The sequence below is a fragment of the Streptomyces sp. NPDC036764 genome (genome assembly GCF_055609385.1).
On the sequence record NZ_JBVJPT010000015.1, the window covers coordinates 53,535 to 71,487 of the forward strand.

General features: G+C 72.9%; 12 protein-coding genes. 3 read left to right on the plus strand and 9 right to left on the minus strand.

Annotation, left to right across the window (positions count from 1 at the left end):
- Positions 1-94 precede the first annotated feature (94 nt).
- The 3 genes from eccE to ACZ69Q_RS37315 all read left to right on the plus strand — a co-directional run bounded on the left by eccE (position 95) and on the right by ACZ69Q_RS37315 (position 5,745).
- Complete coding sequence (gene eccE, locus ACZ69Q_RS37305) at positions 95-1,414, plus strand: type VII secretion protein EccE (RefSeq protein WP_471051033.1); 1,320 nt, start codon at positions 95-97, stop codon at positions 1,412-1,414.
- Positions 1,414-2,256: a hypothetical protein gene (locus ACZ69Q_RS37310; protein ID WP_471051035.1), complete on the plus strand. Its 843-nt coding sequence runs from the start codon at positions 1,414-1,416 to the stop codon at positions 2,254-2,256. The genes eccE and ACZ69Q_RS37310 overlap by 1 nt, the downstream gene beginning before the upstream one ends.
- Positions 2,257-2,511: 255 nt before the next feature.
- Entirely contained in the window at positions 2,512-5,745 is a 3,234-nt protein-coding gene (locus ACZ69Q_RS37315; RefSeq protein WP_471051037.1) for an SCO5717 family growth-regulating ATPase, read from the plus strand.
- Positions 5,746-5,855: 110 nt separating this feature from the next.
- Here ACZ69Q_RS37315 and ACZ69Q_RS37320 read toward each other — a convergent pair whose 3' ends face one another.
- From ACZ69Q_RS37320 to rimP, 9 genes are all read right to left on the minus strand, one after another.
- Positions 5,856-6,803, minus strand: a complete 948-nt coding sequence (locus tag ACZ69Q_RS37320) for a bifunctional riboflavin kinase/FAD synthetase (protein ID WP_471051038.1) — start codon at positions 6,801-6,803, stop codon at positions 5,856-5,858.
- Between the two features lie 145 nt (positions 6,804-6,948).
- The gene (locus ACZ69Q_RS37325; RefSeq protein ID WP_471051041.1) at positions 6,949-10,626 is read right to left on the minus strand and encodes a trypsin-like peptidase domain-containing protein; all 3,678 of its coding nucleotides are present in this window, start codon (positions 10,624-10,626) and stop codon (positions 6,949-6,951) included.
- A gap of 274 nt (positions 10,627-10,900) precedes the next feature.
- Positions 10,901-11,806, minus strand: a complete 906-nt coding sequence (truB, locus tag ACZ69Q_RS37330) for a tRNA pseudouridine(55) synthase TruB (RefSeq protein ID WP_471051044.1) — start codon at positions 11,804-11,806, stop codon at positions 10,901-10,903.
- Positions 11,803-12,258, minus strand: coding sequence for a 30S ribosome-binding factor RbfA (gene rbfA / locus ACZ69Q_RS37335; protein ID WP_471051047.1), 456 nt, complete (start codon positions 12,256-12,258; stop codon positions 11,803-11,805). Before rbfA ends, truB begins: the two co-directional genes overlap by 4 nt.
- 37 nt (positions 12,259-12,295) lie before the next feature.
- Positions 12,296-12,589: a DUF503 domain-containing protein gene (locus ACZ69Q_RS37340; RefSeq protein ID WP_471051049.1), complete on the minus strand. Its 294-nt coding sequence runs from the start codon at positions 12,587-12,589 to the stop codon at positions 12,296-12,298.
- Between the two features lie 184 nt (positions 12,590-12,773).
- Positions 12,774-15,899, minus strand: a complete 3,126-nt coding sequence (gene infB, locus ACZ69Q_RS37345; protein ID WP_471051052.1) for a translation initiation factor IF-2 — start codon at positions 15,897-15,899, stop codon at positions 12,774-12,776.
- 147 nt (positions 15,900-16,046) lie between these two features.
- A complete protein-coding gene (locus ACZ69Q_RS37350; protein ID WP_471051055.1) occupies positions 16,047-16,343 on the minus strand; it encodes a YlxR family protein in 297 nt (98 codons plus the stop codon).
- Positions 16,344-16,445: 102 nt separating this feature from the next.
- Complete coding sequence (nusA, locus tag ACZ69Q_RS37355) at positions 16,446-17,432, minus strand: transcription termination factor NusA (protein WP_062702002.1); 987 nt, start codon at positions 17,430-17,432, stop codon at positions 16,446-16,448.
- 2 nt (positions 17,433-17,434) lie between these two features.
- The gene (gene rimP, locus ACZ69Q_RS37360; RefSeq protein ID WP_471051059.1) at positions 17,435-17,932 is read right to left on the minus strand and encodes a ribosome maturation factor RimP; all 498 of its coding nucleotides are present in this window, start codon (positions 17,930-17,932) and stop codon (positions 17,435-17,437) included.
- Between the last annotated feature and the right edge of the window lie 21 nt (positions 17,933-17,953).

The window sequence follows — 17,953 nt, forward strand, 5'->3', positions numbered from 1 at the left end:
GTGGGCCATCGGTGCCCCTGGCCCGTCGCCGGGATCCCTGACAGAGGATCTCGCCTACGTACGGCCATACTTCGCGAAAGGGATGTCCCGGGGGATGACCAGCGCTACGAGCACTCGGCGCGGACGCCGCGCACAGCAGCAACAAGGTGGGCCGAACGGCAGACGTACGCCGGCCGCTCCCGCCGCCCCCGCCGCCGCGTCGCCGCGGACACTGCCCCGGCCGGGCGGTCTGGGCCCGGTGCGGTTGCAGCAGCTCATCCTGGTGGAGCTCGCGGCCGCGGTCATGCTGGTCGCCTGGGTTGCCGACACCTCCTGGCTGCTGGCTCCGGCCGGCGCCGTGGCGGCGCTGCTGCTCCTGATGGCGGTCCTGCGCCGCGGCCGTCGTCCGCTGCCCGAGTGGTACGAGACGACGCGCGCGCTGCGGCAGCGCAAGCGTGACGCCAAGACGCCCGTCCCGCCCGGCACCGACGCGATGCTGGTGCCGGTCGTGGAGTGCGACCCGGCGCTGCGCACCTACTCCTTCGTCTCCCGTGACGACCGCTCCATCGGCATGATCGGCGACGGCACCTTCCTGACCGCCGTCCTCTTCGTCCAACCGGCCGACCAGCCGCTGCGTCCCGGGGCCGCCGGGCGTCAGTTGCCGCTGCGGCTGATCCAGGACGCGCTGGAGGTCGACGGGATCCGCCTCGCCTCCGCCCAGGTCGTGCAGCACACCCAGCCCGCGCCCGCGCCGCATCTGCCGCAGCAGTCGCTGGCCGCGCGCTCCTACGGCCCCCTCCAGGCGCAGGCCGGTTCTCCCGCGCTGCGGCTCACCTGGGTCGCCCTCAAGCTCGACCCGGAGCTGTGCCCGGAGGCCGTGCAGGCGCGCGGCGACGGCGTTCCAGGCGCGCAGCGCGCACTGCTGCGCGTGGCCGACCAGTTGGCGAGCCGGCTGGCCGGTGCCGGTTTCAAGGCGACGCTCCTCGACGAGACCGAGCTCGTGCAGGCCCTCGCGACCTCCAGTTGCCTCAACCCGCGCGCCAACGCGCAGCACGGACAGGACGGTCGCACCCAGCGCCGTACCGTCGAGGCGGTGCGCACCTGGCGGGTGGACGACCGGTGGCACACCACGTACTGGGTCTCCCGCTGGCCGCAGTTGGGCAGCGGCGGTGCGGCACTGCCGGAGCTGGTGACGCGGTTCACCTCGCTGCCGGTGCTCGCCACGACGTTCAGCATGACTCTGAGCAAGGCCGGGAACCGCGGTGTCTCGCTCAGCGGCCACATCCGCGTCACCGCCCGCGGCGACAGCGAACTCGGCCAGGTGGGGCGTGAGTTGGAGCGGGCCGCGAGCTCCTCGAAGGTCGGCCTGGTCCGTCTCGACCGGGAGCAGGTCCCCGGAGCCCTCGCCACTCTGCCGCTCGGAGGTACGTACTGATGTCCCACCCCGCTCCGACCGCGCCTCCGGGACAGCAGGGCCGTAACCCCGCACGCCCGCCCGCACACGTGGCCTCGCCCACCGACACCGGCATGATTCCGATCATCCGGCAGCCGGAGCCGCCGCAGCAGCAACGCCGCATCTTCAGCCCCGGCTTCGGGTTGCGCGGCCCGCGCCGCAACCGTCATGTCGTCACCGCCGACGAGCTCGCGGCGATCAGCATGCCGCTCGGTGACGACGGCGTGATCATCGGCACCGACCCGGAGTCGCACCCGGCCGTGCTCGGGCTGTCCCGTCCGACCCCTTTCGACGTCGTGCTCGTGGGCGGCCTGTGGCTCGCCCAGGTGCTGGCGCTGCGCGCCGCCGCGACGGGGGCGCGCGTGGGTGTCGAGACCGGCCGTCCGCAGGCCTGGCAGCAGTTGGCCCAGGCGGCGGGCGGCGGCCAGCAGTGTGTGACCGTCTACCCGGTCGGCCGGGTGCCCGCGCAGGGGCCCTCCGTGTCGAGTCCGGTCGTGCTGTTCCGGGACTGCGGCATCCGCCCGCCGCGCGGTCGTGTGACGTCCGTGCCGTGGCAGGCCGTGGTGACGGTGCTCCCCTTCGTCAGCGAGCACGCGCCGCGCTGGCTCTCGCAGGCCCATCTGGTGGGTATTCAGCGCATTTCGCCGTATGAGACCGAGGCGGTACGGGACACGCTGGGCATCCCGGAGGACCAGCTCCAGCACCTGCCGACCCTGCACGACGGGGTCGCCCTGTGGTGCACCCGCAAGCACCAGAAGTTCGTGATGACCGAGCCCACCGATGCCGAGACGGGCCTGCTCGGTGTGGCCCGCCGCATGGACTGACCGTCGTCGTCGACGGGCGCGGACCGCGAACTGCGCCGCGCCCAGGGGGCGTTCCGCCCACGCCCAGCAGACTCTTCCGTCCAGGCACCCGGGGCTATACCGTCCGCGCCCATGGGGGCTTTTCCGTAGCGCCATGCGAGTGATTAGGCTTCTGGTGGTGCGGTGACGATCGCAGTCGCGTGGGACTCGCCACTCGGTTCCGCCCGGCCGCGACGACGACCAGCTCAGCAGCAGTGGCTGACCAGGAGGCAAGCAGTGAACAGGGATCGGTCCGAGTACAACGGCGGGAGCCCTTCCTCGGACGGGGACGATCACGAGGTGGATCTCACCGGCGAGTTCGAAATCGTCTACACACCTCCCGCCTGGTACGCCCAAAGCACGCAGGGTGGCTCCTCCGGAGGCGGACAGGACGCCGGCCAGAGCTCACCACCACCGCCGACCGGGCCACCCGTCGGTACACCCACCGGGCCGCCCGGCGTCCCGGCGCAGGGGCCTCCGCCGGGCACTCAAGCACCGGCCCAGCCCCAGACCTTCGGTGTCCCGTCGCAGCAACCCGCCCAGCCCTCGCAGCCTGCTCCGCCCGCCCAGCACACCCCGGCCCAGGGCACGCCCGCGGGCCAGGGCGGCTACGGCTTCCCGCAGCAGCAGTCCGCCGCGAGCGGCACCCCCTCTGCCGGCGGATACGGCTACCCGCAGCAGGGGGCCGGTGCGCCGCAGCAGGGGCAGGACACGTCGGGTGGCTTCGGCGTGCCCCAGCCGAGTCACGACACCTCGGGCGGCTACGGCTACCCCCAGCAGCCCACGACCGGTGCACCGCAGGCCGGCCAGGACACGTCGGGTGGCTTCGGCGTGCCCCAGCCGGGTCACGACACCTCCGGCGGCTACGGCTACCCCCAGCAGCCCACGACCGGTGCACCGCAGGCCGGCCAGGACACCTCCGGCGGCCTCGGCGTGCCCCAGCAGCACGCTCCTGCTCAGTCACCCGCCCCTGCCGCCACCGTGCCCACGCCGCCGCCCGCCGCTCCCGCGCCTTCACAGCCGCCGTCGGCCGGCCCCGCCGCGCCCGGCTTCCCGGTGCTGCGTCCGGTGGACGACGACGCCCAGGCCGCCGCCCCGGCCCCGACCGCCACCCCGGCGGGCGGCATCCCGGCGGCGCCCGCTCCCGAACAGCCCACCCCCGTACCGCCGGTGGCGGAGCAGCCCGAGGTCACGCTGAACCACGCGGCAGCGGACGCGGAGGCGGCACGGCTGTTCGGCGGCGCCGATGACGACGAGCCGGAGGAGGAGCGCGCCGAGGAGACGGAGCCGGGCGACTCCACCGGGTCGGTGTCCGGTGCCGAGGGCGACGAGCCCGCGCACGTCCAGGCAGACGCGGACTCCCCCGCGCAGGCCGACGCCGAGACCGCACCGGCGACGGCGGAGCCGGAGCCCCAGCCCGAGCCGGAGGCCCAGGCAGCTCCCACGCCGCCCGCCCCCGCGACCCCGCCCACGGCACAGGACCCGCAGCAGCAGGCGCAGCAGCCTCAGGCTCAGCCCACCGGCCAGGCTCCCGAGCAGCCGCAGCAGCCCGTCGGCCAGGTCCCCCCGCCGCAGCAGACCGGCCAGGGACTCCCTCCGCTGCCCCAGGGCTTCGTGCCCGCGCACCCCCAGCAGGGAGCGCCTCAGCAAGCAGGCCACCCGGACCCGCAGGCAGCGGCAGCAGCCGCCGCTGCCGCCGGCCAGGCTCCCGGCTACGGCTACCCCCAGCAGCAGCCCCACCCCGGTCAGCCCGGTCAGCCCGCCCAGCAGGCCCCGGCGCAGGGCGGGTTCGGCCCGGCCCAGCCGCAGCCCGGTTACCCCGCGCAGGCCGGACAGCCCGCGCCGGTCGACCCGCGGCAGGCGGCGCAGCAGCCCGGCTACCCGCAGCAGCCCGCACCGCCGCAGGGCGCCGGATACGGCTACCCCCAGCAGGCACAGCAGCACCCGGGCCAACCGCAGCCGCAGCCCGCGCACCCCCAGCAAGGCCAGCCCCAGCCCCAGCCCGACGGCTACGGCTACCCCCAGCAGCAGCCCCAGCCCGGCTACGGCTACCCGCCCCAACAGCCGCAGCCCGGTTACGGCTACCCGCAGCAGCCCGGCCAGCCGCAGCCTCAGGCCCAGCCCCAGCCGCAAGCCCAGCCGCAGCCTCAGCATCAGGCCCAACCGCAACAGCCCCCGGCCCAGCAGAACCCGGCCCCGCAGAACCCCGCCGCCTACGGCAACCAGGGCTGGAGCGCCCCGCCCGGCCCGCAGGCGGGACCCGGTGCGCCCCAGCAGCAGCAAGCGGCGCCCGGCACCCCGCTCGGTTACAACGCCGCCGTCGAGCTGTCCTCGGACCGACTGCTGCGCAACCAGCCGAAGGCCCGCAAGAACAACCAGGGCCCCTCGCGCTTCAAGCTCGGTGCCAAGAAGGAGCAGGCGGAGCGGGAGCGCAAGCTCGGTCTGATCCGGACGCCGGTGATGTCCTGCTACCGGATCGCGGTCATCAGCCTCAAGGGCGGCGTCGGCAAGACCACGACGACCATGTCACTGGGCGCGACCCTCGCCACCGAGCGTCAGGACAAGATCCTGGCGATCGACGCCAACCCGGACGCCGGCACCCTCGGCCGACGCGTACGGCGCGAGACCGGTGCCACCATCCGTGACCTGGTCCAGGCGATCCCGCAGCTCAACAGCTACATGGACATCCGCCGCTTCACCTCGCAGGCGCCCTCGGGTCTCGAGATCATCGCCAACGACGTGGACCCGGCGGTCTCCACCACCTTCAACGACCAGGACTACCGCAGCGCGCTCGACGTGCTGGGCCGCCAGTACCCGATCATCCTCACGGACTCCGGTACCGGTCTGCTCTACAGCGCCATGCGCGGCGTGCTGGACCTCGCCGACCAGCTCATCATCATCTCCACCCCGTCGGTGGACGGTGCGAGCAGCGCCTCGACGACCCTCGACTGGCTGTCGGCGAACGGCTTCGCCGACCTCGTCCAGCGTTCGGTCACCGTCATCTCCGGTGTCCGCGAGACCGGCAAGATGATCAAGGTCGAGGACATCGTCGCGCACTTCGAGACCCGTTGCCGCGGTGTCGTCGTGATCCCCTTCGACGAGCACCTCTCGGCGGGCGCCGAGGTGGACCTCGACATGATGCGCCCCAAGACCCGCGAGGCCTACTTCGACCTCGCGGCGCTCATCGCCGAGGACATCGCCCGTACCCAGCAGGGCTTCGGCAACCCGAACATGCAGTACCAGCAGCAGCCGCAGCAGCAGGGCTACCCGGCCCCGCAGCAGCAGCCCCAGCAGCAGCCCTACGCCCAGCCCGGCGGCGCGCCGCAGCCGGGTCAGGGCTGGGGACAGCAGGCCCCGCAGCAGCCCGCACCGGGCCAGGGCTGGCAGCAGCAGGCACCCCCGCAGGATCCGCAGCAGCAGGGGCAACAGGGCCAGCAGGGCTCCGTACCGCCCGGCTGGACCCAGCAGTAGCGGACACCCGGCAAGTCGAAGGGCCGGCACCCTCACGGTGCCGGCCCTTCGCCGTCGTACGCCTTGAGCCGTCGTACGCCCCGAGTCTCGCGGGTCTCAGCCCGCGGGCCTCAGCCCGCGTTCTCGATCAGCTCACGGCAGCGCTGCACGTCCTTGGCCATCGCCTTCAGCAGCGCGTCCAGCGACTCGAACTTCTCCTGTCCGCGCACATAGGCGAGGAAGTCCACCGCCACGTGCAGGCCGTACAGATCGAGCCCGACGCGGTCGATGGCGTATGCCTCCACCGTGCGCTCCGTGCCGTCGAACTGCGGGTTCGTGCCGACGGAGATCGCGGCCGGCATGATCTCGCCCTGGGCGTGCAGCCAGCCGGCGTAGACGCCGTCGGCGGGGATGGCGGTGTGCGGCAGCGTCTCGACGTTGGCGGTCGGGAAGCCGAGCTCACGGCCCCGCTGGGCCCCGCGTACGACGACGCCCTCCACGCGGTGCGGGCGGCCCAGGATCTCGGCGGCGCCGGCGACATCGCCCTCGGCGACCAGGCGCCGGGTCAGCGTGGAGGAGAACGGCTCGCCGCCACCCGCCTCGCCGGTCACGTACAGATCGACGACCTCGACCTCGAAGTCGTAGACCTTGCCCTGCTCGGCGAGGAACTCCACGTTGCCCGCCGCGCGGTGGCCGAAGCGGAAGTTCGGGCCCTCGACGACCGCCTTGGCGTGCAGCTTGTCGACCAGGACCTTGACGACGAAGTCGGCCGGCGACAGCTTCGAGAACTCGGTCGTGAAGGGCAGGATCAGCGCCGCGTCCACGCCGAGCTCGGCCATGAGGTCGGCGCGGCGGTGGTGCGGGGCGAGCAGGGGCGGGTGGCTGCCGGGGCGGACGACCTCGCTGGGGTGCGGGTCGAAGGTGACGACGACCGCGGGAACGCCCAGCTCACGGGCTCGGTCCACGGCATGCCGGATGATGAGCTGGTGCCCGCGGTGCACTCCGTCGTAGGAGCCGATGGTGACGACGCTGCGCCCCCAGTCCTGGGGGATGTCCTCCAAGCCACGCCAGCGCTGCACTGTGCCTGCTCCTTGTCGCAAACTCGTCGAACCCGTGTCCGTCTTTGCTCATACGGTCTTACGCAGGTCTAAGGGTGCCATGCCGGGCGCTCCCCGCCCGCATCGGCATCGACGCTGTGACGGGGTGCACGTGCCGAAGCGTCGGTCAGGCGGGGACCCGCACACCGGCCAGGTTCTCGATCATCCGCCGGGTGCTGGGGCCCACCACGGCCGACCAGTCCTGCGGGGTGTCGGTCAGCCAGCCGGCGACCCGTACGGCGAAGCCGGGGACGTGACGGCCGAGGTCGACCAGTCCGCGGTCGAAGCGGGCCGCGCCGTCCGGGGTGCGGACGAGCAGCAGGCCGGTGTGGTGGACCAGGCCGCGCAGATCGTCGTCCGGCCGCTCGACGCCCTCCTGGACGGTCGCGTGCAGGAAGGCGTCCAGCACGACGGGGGCGCGTTCGTGGGCGAGGAGGAATTCGCGCAGCTCGCGGCGCAGCGGACGGGACGCGGGTGTGCCGGGAGTGGCGAGTACGGCGGCGAGGGCGGCCCGCACCTGTTCGGCGCCGCCGTCGAGCAGGCCGGTGACCAGCGGGAAGAGCACGGCGTGGGCGCTCGGGCCCTGGTCCAGGCGCCGATCGACGTACGCCGCCATGTCGGCGGCCCTCTCCGGCTGCCACTCCACCGCCTCCTGGACCAGGGCGGCGACCCGGATGGCGAGGGCGGGCGTGGTGACGTCGGCGAGGGTGCGCAGCGCGTCTTTGGCACCCGGCCGGCGCAGACGGGCGCGGAAGGCTTCGAGGACCGGTTCGGTGTGGGTGGCCAGGGCGGCGGTCAGGGCACTGGCCGGGAACTGCGGATCGGCCGCCGCGAAGTGCGCCAGCGCCTGCGGGAGATGACGGGCACGCGTGCGCGGATCCCGTACGAGAAGGGCGAGCGCGCCGCCGTGCAGGGTGCAGTCGTCGGGGCGGGCGAGGAGGGCGAGGGCGGCGTAGCGCAGCAGCTCGCGGTCGGCTTCGGTACGGACGTGCGGCGCGACCCGCAGCCCGTACGCCACCGCGGCGACCCGTCGCGCGGGACGTTCGTCGTGCGCCCAGCGGTCGACGGCCCGGCAGATGGCGGACGTCTCGTCCTCGCAGAGCACGGCGAGGAGTTCATCGGCCTTGCGGTGCGCGCAGTCGACGAGCGTCTCGGTGAGTTCGTCCAGGGCGCGGTGCCGGTGCGTGTGCAGCAGGGCCTGGGCGGCACACGCGACGGTCGCGTGCGGGGTCGCGGGCAGCGGGCGGTCGTCGTCGAACCAGCGCGCGAGAAGGCGTTGTACGGCGGTGGGGTCGGCGGCGAGGAGCCGGGCGACGGCGTCCAGGTACCGGGGCGGGCCGGGCTCGTCGGTGTCGGTGGGCGGGCCGTCGGCGAGGACGAGGCGGCGCAGCAGGTCGAGACGCTCGCCGTCCGGGAGCGGCAGCGCGGTCCAAAAGTGCGGGCCGAACTCCGGCGACACGGAGCGCCGGTGCCGGCGCCAGGCCACGATCCGGTCGGTCAGCAGGTGCAGCACGTCCTGGTACGGCATCGCGTCGGGGACGCGCAGTAGGGTCTCGGTGAGCAGCCGGGCGGCCCACCAGGAGTGCCGGTCGGCATCCAGGGCGTGGACCAACTCCTCCAGGTGAAGCGCGAGTTGGCGGGTCCCGTGGTGCCGTGGGAGCAGCAGGAGAGCCTGGACGACGGGGCCGACCCGGTGGTGCGGCACGGGGAAGGGATGCGCGGCACCGGGGTGGGCACGGCGGCGGTGGACCAGGGCGTGCAGGGCCTCGTCGAGGTCGAGGTGCATGCCCTGGATCCAGTCGGCGAGCTCCTCGTGGGCGAAGCGGTAGCCGTTGCCGGCGGGGACGAGGAGGCCCTCGGTGAGGACGGCGGACGCCCAGCCGGTGCCGCCGCCGAGCGCCGCGGGGGCGGGCCCCCAGGGGAACACGCCCTCGAAGGACGCCCGGTCCAGCTCGCCCTGGCCGGGTCCGAGGCTACGGCGGGCGGCCTCGTGGACCTGCCCGGAGACCTTCGCCGCGAGGCGGCGCACGGCGGTGCCGCGCAGGCCGTTCTCGGCGGCGAGACGCACGGCGATGCGCAGGCACATCAGGTCGAGGTGGGCGCAGAGCACGTCGTCGCGGTCGGCCCCGTGCGGGGAGGGCGTGTCGGGGAGGGCGGCGCGCACCTCGGAGAACAGCCGCAGGGTGAGGGGGTGACGGGCGTCGGGGTCGGCGAGGGCGCCTTCCGGGATGCCGTAACGGGCGCGGGCCTGGCGGGCCTCGTCCGGGGTGAGGTCGCCGAGCCGCACGCACGCCGGGAACCGCCGCGCCGTCTCGTCCCCGCCGCCGCCCATACCCGTTCCGTCCCCGAGGGCCCCGCCCAACCGGCTCCGCCAGGGGGCTGCGGCTCCTGGGCCCTCACCGGCCCGAACAGGCTCGTCCTCGGGCACCGGAACGGCCGGCTCACGGGGACCCTCGTACAGCATCTCCTTCGGGAACTCGGCCCCCGCCGCTTCCCAGTACTCCGCCCGGCACGCCACCATCAGCCGCGCGCCCGTCTCCCGCAGCCACTGCGCCGTGCCGTCGGTCCAGTCCGTGAGGCGGTGGGCCAGCACGGGAGGCATCTCCTCCGGGCCGTCCAGGAGCAGCAGGAGGGGGCGGCCGGCGTCGAGGGCGAGCCGGGCCAGCCGCTCCGGGGTCGTGTCGCCGAGGGCGGAGAGGTCGGACGGGGCGGCCACGATACGGGCGGCCCTGGTCAGCGCTCTGCGCGCGGCGTCGGCGACCGACGCGTCCTCGTCCTTCAGGTCGGCGCCGCGCAGCCACAGCGTGGGAGCGGGCCGCGGGCCGCTGGTGCGGCGGGCGGCGAGGGCCGCGAGTTCCGTCGTACGGCCGCTGCCCGGCGGCCCGACCAGGGCGAGCACCGAGGCGCCGCTCCCGGCGAAGGCGTCGAACTCCCGTGCCGTGGCGGCCCGTTCGACCGGTGACACGGCCCCCGCTCCCCCGGCGTCCGCCCGGCCCACATAGCCCGCCAGCGTCCCCTGCGGGCCGTCCTGCCCGACGGAGGTGGCCGTGAGCTCCAGGACGCCCGCGAGGTTCAGGTCGGCGCCGTACGCGGGCACCGTCGCCGCGTTCTCAGCGAGCAGGTCGGCCAGCGGCCCGTCCGCAGGCGGGTACAGCGTTACGGCGAATCCGGAGTCGCGCCGGCCGGATTGCAGGGCCGTGCCGAGGACACCGACGACGGTGCCGGTCGCGGCGTCGAGCACGGGTCCGCCCGCCGCTCCTCCGCCGAGCCGCAGGGCGTCCCGGCCTGCGGTGCCGACCGCCAACTCCAGGGCGTGGTCGAGAAGATGGACGCGGTCCGTCGCCGTGTAGGTCACGGACGTCGCGCCCAGCACCCTGGCCTCCCGCCAGCCGCCGGCCGCGATCCGTACGTACGCTCCGGTCTCGATCCGCTCCCGCACGGTCACCGGCAGGGGGTCCACACCGAGCCCCTCGGAGCGCACGAGGGCCAGATCGAGTCCGGGCAACGAGGTCACCGCACTCGCCGGCACCACACAGCTTCGGTCGCCACCTGCGGCGAGCAGGACCAGCCGGGGCAGACCGTCGACGGCCTCGTGGCTGGTGACGACGGTGCCGTGGTGATCGGCCACGAAGCCGAGGCCTCGGGGCCGGCCGGCCAGGTCGTGGATACGGACCAGGGTGTCGTCGCGGGACTCGCAGCGGCGCGCGTCCTGCGTGCCGGCGTCCCTCCCGCCCCAGCGGTCCTCGTGCCGTGTACCCTCCGACGTCCGGTGGGCGTCGCCCGCCCTGGGGCCCCGTCCCGCCATTGTCGAACCTCCCCGCGCCGCGCCCGTTCGCTCATCTGCCCCCGTCCTTTTCCCGACGGTAGGCGTCAGATGATCAGCGGGACAGATCACGTGGCGAACGCGCCCCCTTCCGCTCCCTCGGTTCACTCCGAGCGCCTGCCCGGACGGGTGAATAGGTGGGGGTCGTTGGATACACCCTAGAGGTGGGGGAACCGAGGGGGGACCGTGGAGCGGCGGGCAGAGGACAACCCCGTGACCGCCGCTCCACGGGCAGACCCTCGAAGCAGCCGGTGTCTCAGCCGAACACGGCCAGGCTCTTGGCCTTGCCCTTGTGCTCCTCGACGAGCGCGAGGAAGCGCCCCTCGGGGGCGAAGACGGCCACGGGCCCGGAGCCCGCGTACTCCTCGGGCATGTCGAGGCGTACCCCGTTGGTGAGCAGCCTGGCGCGCCGGGCATCCACGTCCCAGCGCGGGAACGCGGCCGCGGCGGCCTCGGCGATCGGCAGCACCGTGAGCTCCTGCTGAAGCTGGTCCAGCGTCTTCGCGGAGTCCAGCTTGTACGGCCCCACGCGGGTGCGGCGCAGCGCCGTGAGGTGGCCGCCGACGCCGAGGTCGGCGCCGAGGTCCCGGGCGAGGGCCCGGATGTACGTACCGGAGGAGCAGACGACCGACACGACCAGGTCGAGGACCGCGGTGCCGTCGTCGGCGACGGCGTCCCGGACGTCGTACACGGCGAAGGAGGAGATGGTGACGGGCCGGGCCGGGATCTCGAACTCCTCGCCCTCCCGTGCCCGCTTGTAGGAGCGCACTCCGTCGATCTTGATCGCGCTGACCTTGGACGGCACCTGCATGATGTCGCCGCTCAGCTTGGCGATCCCGGCGTCGATGGCGTCGCGGGTGACCTTCGAGGCGTCGGTGGACCCCGTGATCTCGCCCTCGGCGTCATCGGTGACCGTGTTCTGGCCCAGGCGGATCGTGCCCAGGTACTCCTTCTCGGTCAGGGCCAGATGACCGAGCAGCTTGGTCGCCTTCTCCACACCCAGGACGAGGACGCCCGTCGCCATGGGGTCGAGGGTGCCGGCGTGCCCGACGCGGCGGGTGCGCGCGATGCCGCGCATCTTGGCGACCACGTCGTGCGAAGTGAAGCCCGACGGCTTGTCGACGATGACAAGGCCGTCGGGCGTGGTGTGCTTCTGCGTCATTCCGCGGTGTCGCCGTCCGTCTCGTCCTCGGAGCCCGGCTTGCGGTACGGGTCCGCCTCACCGGCGTACTTCGCTCCGGCGGACGCCTCACGCACCTTCTCGTCGGACTGGCGCGCCTTGTCGAGGAGGTCCTCGATGGTGCGCGCCGTGTCCGGGAGGGCGTCGGCGACGAAGGTGAGCGTCGGCGTGAACTTCACACCGGCGGCACGGCCGACCTCCGACCGGAGGATGCCCTTGGCACTCTCCAGGCCGGCGGCGGCTTCCGCCCGCTCCTCGTCGTCCCCGTACACCGTGTAGAAGACGGTCGCCTCCCGCAGGTCACCCGTGACGCGGGTGTCCGTGATGGTGACGTGCGAGCCGAGCCGCGGGTCCTTGATCCCGCGCTGCAGCTTCTGGGCCACCACCTCTCGGATGAGGTCCGCCAGCCTTTTCGCCCGGGCGTTGTCGGCCACTGGTCCGTCTCCTTCGTAACTTCTCTTGCTGCTTGCTTCAGTCTTCGTCGCTGTGGAGTCTGCGTCGAACCGAGAGCAGTTCCACCTCCGGATGCCCGGCGACCAGCCGCTCACAGCGGTCCAGTACGTCGGTGAGGTGTCCCGTGTCCCCGGAGACCACCGCCAGCCCGATCTCGGCCCTGCGGTGGAGGTTCTGGTGCCCCGTCTCCGCCACGCTCACCGCGTACTTGCGCTGGAGTTCGGCCACGATCGGACGAATGAGAGAGCGTTTCTCCTTCAGTGAGCGCACGTCACCGAGGAGCAGGTCGAAGGACAGAGTCCCCACATACATGTATGCAACCGGTTCACCCGCCGGCCCGGGATCGATGGCCCCGCCGACCGGTCGGCAGGGACATCAGAACGGTACATCGAAGGAGGCGGGACGATCGACGGATATTACGCACCGTGGACCGAGGGCCAAACGCCGCGCTGGCCGACGGGACCGAAGTCCCGCCGGCCAGCACGAACCGTGGGCGTTACACCCGCGGCTTCTCGCGCATCTCGTACGTCGCGATGACGTCGTCGACCTTGATGTCGTTGAAGTTGCCGAGGTTGATACCGCCCTCGAACCCTTCGCGGATCTCGGTGACGTCGTCCTTGAAGCGACGCAGACCGTCGATGTTGAGGTTCTCCGCGACCACCTTGCCGTCGCGGATGAGGCGCGCCTTGGTGTTGCGCTTGACCTCGCCGGAGCGGATGAGAACACCCGCGATGTTGCCCAGCTTGGACGACTTGAAGACCTCGCGGATCTCCGCCGTACCGAGCTCGACCTCCTCGAACTCCGGCTTGAGCATGCCCTTGAGGGCCGCCTCGATCTCCTCGATCGCCTGGTAGATGACCGAGTAGTACCGGACGTCCACGCCTTCGCGCTCGGCCATCTGCTGCGCGCGCCCGGCGGCGCGCACGTTGAAGCCGATCACGATGGCGTCGGAGCCCATCGCCAGGTCGATGTCCGACTCCGTGACCGCACCGACGCCGCGGTGCAGGACGCGGATGTCGACCTCTTCGCCGACGTCGAGCTGGAGCAGCGAGGACTCGAGAGCCTCGACGGAACCAGAAGCGTCACCCTTGATGATGAGGTTGAGCTGCTGGACCTCGCCGGCCTTGAGCACCTTGTCCAGGTCCTCGAGGGAGACACGGCGCGTGCGCTTGGCGAACGCGGCGTTGCGCTCACGGGCGGCGCGCTTCTCGGCGATCTGACGGGCCGTACGGTCCTCGTCGACCACCAGGAAGTTGTCGCCCGCACCCGGGACGTTGGTCAGGCCCAGGACCTGGACCGGCGTCGACGGGCCGGCCTCGGCGACGTTGTTGCCGTTGTCGTCGAGCATGGCGCGCACGCGACCGTAGGCGTCGCCCACGACCATCGTGTCGCCGACCCGCAGCGTGCCTCGCTGGACGAGGACCGTCGCCACGGCACCGCGGCCGCGGTCGAGACGGGACTCGATCGAGATGCCCTGCGCGTCCTGGTTCGGGTTCGCCCGCAGGTCGAGCGAGGCGTCGGCGGTGAGGACGACGGCCTCCAGCAGGGAGTCGATGTGCAGACCCTGCTTGGCGGAGATGTCGACGAACATCGTGTCGCCGCCGTACTCCTCGGCCACCAGCCCGTACTCGGTGAGCTGACCGCGCACCTTGGTCGGGTCGGCGCCCTCGACGTCGATCTTGTTGACCGCGACGACGATCGGGACGTCGGCCGCCTTGGCGTGGTTGAGCGCCTCGACCGTCTGCGGCATGACGCCGTCGTTGGCCGCGACGACCAGGATCGCGATGTCCGTCGACCGGGCACCACGGGCACGCATGGCGGTGAACGCCTCGTGACCCGGGGTGTCGATGAAGGTGATCGCGCGGTCCTCGTCGTTGACCTGCGTCGAGACCTGGTAGGCACCGATGTGCTGGGTGATGCCGCCGGCCTCGCCCGCGATGACGTTCGTCTTGCGGATGGCGTCGAGCAGTCGGGTCTTACCGTGGTCGACGTGACCCATGACGGTGACGACCGGCGGACGGACCACCAGGTCTTCCTCGTCGCCCTCGTCCTCGCCGAACTCGATGTCGAAGGACTCGAGCAGCTCGCGGTCCTCCTCCTCGGGGCTGACGATCTGAACCGTGTAGTTCATCTCGCCGGCGAGGAGCTGCAGCGTCTCGTCGGAGACGGACTGCGTGGCCGTGACCATCTCGCCGAGGTTCATCATGACCGCGACGAGCGACGCCGGGTTGGCGTTGATCTTCTCCGCGAAGTCGGTGAGGGAGGCACCGCGCGACAGGCGAATGGACTCGCCGTTGCCGCGAGGCAGCATCACGCCGCCGACCGACGGGGCCTGCATGGCCTCGTACTCCTGGCGCCTCTGCCGCTTCGACTTGCGACCGCGACGCGCGGGACCGCCGGGACGGCCGAAGGCACCCTGCGTGCCACCACGGCCACCGGGACCGCCGGGACGGCCACCGAAGCCGGGACGGCCACCGCCGCCACCGCCGGGACCACCCGGACGACCGGCGAAACCGCCACCGCCGCCACCGGGACCACCGGGACGACCGGCGAAACCGCCACCGCCGCCGCCACCGGGACGACCGGCGAAGCCGCCGCCGCCCGGACGACCGCCGCCACCGCCACCGGGACGACCGCCGCCACCGGGACCACGGCCACCGCCGGGGCCACCGCCGGGACGCGGGCCGGCAGCAGGACGCTGCGGCATCATGCCGGGGTTCGGACGCGGACCACCGGGGCCGCCGCCGGGACGCGGGCCGCCGCCCTGCGGACGGGGCATGCCGCCCGGGCTGGGACGCGAGCCGCCCGGAGCCTGCGGACGAGGACCGCCCGCTCCGCCCTGGGGACGGGGACCGCCCTGGCCCTGCGGACGCGGAGCGCCGCCGGGAGCGCCGGCGCCACCGGGGCCGCCGGGACGCGGGGCACCGCCCGGACGGGGCGCCTGCGGGCGCGCCATGCCGGTGGAGCCACCAGAGGTGAACGGGTTGTTGCCCGGACGGGGACCGGCCGGACGGGCACCGGGACGCGGGGCGCCGCCGCCCTGACGCGGAGCGCCGGAACGGTCGCCGCGGTCACCGCGCTCGCCACGACCCTGGCCGCCCTGGCCGGGACCACCCGGACGCGGGGCGCCGGGACGCGGAGCCTGGCCGGCCGGACGCGGGGCGCCCGGACGCGGACCGGAGCCCTGGGAGGCGGCCGGTGCGGCGGGAGCCGCCGGGGGTGCCGTGAACTCGGGCGCGGTCGGAGCCGGGGACGCCGGGGCGGGCCGCGGCGCGGGCTTCGGGCCCGGAGTGGGACGGGGGCCGGGAGCGGCCGGCGCGGCCGGGGAGGCCGCGGGCTTCTCGGCTGCCGGCTTGGGGGCCGGCGGGCGCGGCGGAGCCGGGCGGGCTGCCTGCGCCGGGGAGGGGGCTGCCGGCTTCGCCGGGGCAGCCTTGCGGGCGGGGGCGGGCTTGCCGCCACCGCTGCCCTGCTGGAGGGCGTCCGTCAGTTTGCGGACAACGGGCGCTTCGATGGTCGAAGACGCCGAACGGACGAATTCACCGAGTTCTTGGAGCTTGGCCATGACGACCTTGCTCTCCACGCCGAACTCCTTGGCGAGTTCGTATACCCGGACCTTAGCCACTTCGCTCCTTTTAGGTCCGGGTTGCGTCCGGACCGTCGCTACTTCATGGGCGTACTCATCGCGTGCTCATCGAGTGCTCATCGCAATCTCGACCTACTTCCAACTCGCGGAATACCTGGGCCGCGCGGCGGTTCCGCGCGACGCTTCTTACGGTGTTGCCTGCTCAGCAACTGTTGTCTGCTCGACGTACTGGCGCAACGCCTTTGTGTCGAGCGCTCCCGGGGCGCGCAACGCCCGCGTGAACGCCCGGCGGCGTACCGCCTGGTCGAGACAGACCAGGGCGGGGTGTACGTACGCACCCCGGCCGGGCAGCGTACCGCTTGGATCAGGGACGCACTCGTCCTTGATCGCCACGATCCGCAGCAGTTCAGCCTTGACCGCTCGCTCCCGGCACCCCACACAGGTACGTTCAGGGCAGGCGCGGGCGCGTGTCCGGCCAGACACCACTAAGTCTACCTCCCCGGACCGACCTCACCCCTTTGGGGCAGGATTCGAACAGTTGCCGCTCGGTAACCTGACGTGATCTGAGCGCCCGGCGGCTTGGATCTATTCCCCGGCCTGCTCGGTGTCCGGGCGGATGTCGATCCGCCAGCCGGTGAGCCGGGCGGCAAGCCGGGCGTTCTGCCCTTCCTTGCCGATCGCCAGTGACAGTTGGTAGTCGGGCACGGTCACCCGCGCGGAGCGGGCTGCCATGTCCACGACCTCCACCTTGGAGACCCGGGCCGGGGACAGCGCGTTCGCCACCATCTCGGCCGGGTCGTCCGACCAGTCGACGATGTCGATCTTCTCGCCGTTCAGCTCGCCCATGACGTTGCGCACCCGGCCGCCCATGGGGCCGATGCAGGCGCCCTTGGCGTTCAGACCGCTGCGGGTGGACCGTACGGCGATCTTGGTGCGGTGGCCGGCCTCGCGGGCGATGGCGGCGATCTCCACCGAACCGTCGGCGATCTCCGGCACCTCCAGGGCGAAGAGCTTCTTCACCAGGTTGGGGTGCGTGCGCGAGAGGGTGACGGAGGGGCCGCGGACGCCCTTGGCCACCCGGACGACGTACGACCTGATGCGCATGCCGTGCGGATACGTCTCTCCGGGGACCTGCTCCTGCACCGGCAGGATGGCCTCCAGCTTGCCGATGTCCACGAGCACGTTCTTCGGGTCGCGGCCCTGCTGGACCACGCCGGTGACGATGTCGCCCTCGCGGCCCGCGTACTCGCCGAGCGTCGCGTCGTCCTCGGCGTCGCGCAGCCGCTGCAGGATGACCTGCTTGGCGGTGGTGGCGGCGATCCGGCCGAAGCCGGAGGGGGTGTCGTCGAACTCGCGGGCCTCCTGGCCCTCCTCCAGATCCTCGGGATCCTCCTTCGCCCACACGGTCACATGGCCGGTCTCCCGGTTCAGCTCCACGCGCGCGTGGCGGCGGCTTCCCTCGGTGCGGTGGTAGGCGATGAGGAGGGCCGACTCGATCGCCTCGACCAGCAGGGGGAAGGAGATCTCCTTCTCCCGTACCAAGCCCCGCAGGGCACTCATGTCGATGTCCACGGCTACGCCTCCTCTTCCTTCTTGTCCTTGCGGTTGAACTCGACCTGCACGCGCGCCCTGTCGATGTCCGGGAAGCCGATTCTGCGGCTGGTGGCCTTGCGGCCCTTGACTCCGGGCACTTCGAGGTCGAGGCCCTCGTCGTCGACGCTCAGGATCCGGGCGACCAGTTCCCCGCCCTCGGCCAACTGGAACCTCACCAGCCGGTCGACGGCGCGCACATAGTGCCGGTGCTCCGTGAGGGGGCGTTCCGCGCCCGGGGTGCCGACCTCGAGGGTGTACTCGCCCTCGCCCATCGCGTCGGTCTCGTCGAGCTTCGCCGAGAGCTCGCGGCTCACATCGGCGATCTGGTCCAGGTCCGCCCCGGCGTCGGAGTCGACCACGACGCGCAGCACGCGCTTGCGTCCGACGGAGTCCACTGCGATCTCTTCGAGATCGAGGCCCTGAGAGTTGACGAGCGGTTCCAGAAGTTCTCGCAGCCTCTCGCTCTGGGTCGTGCTCATCCGGGTGACTCCTCGGCCGCG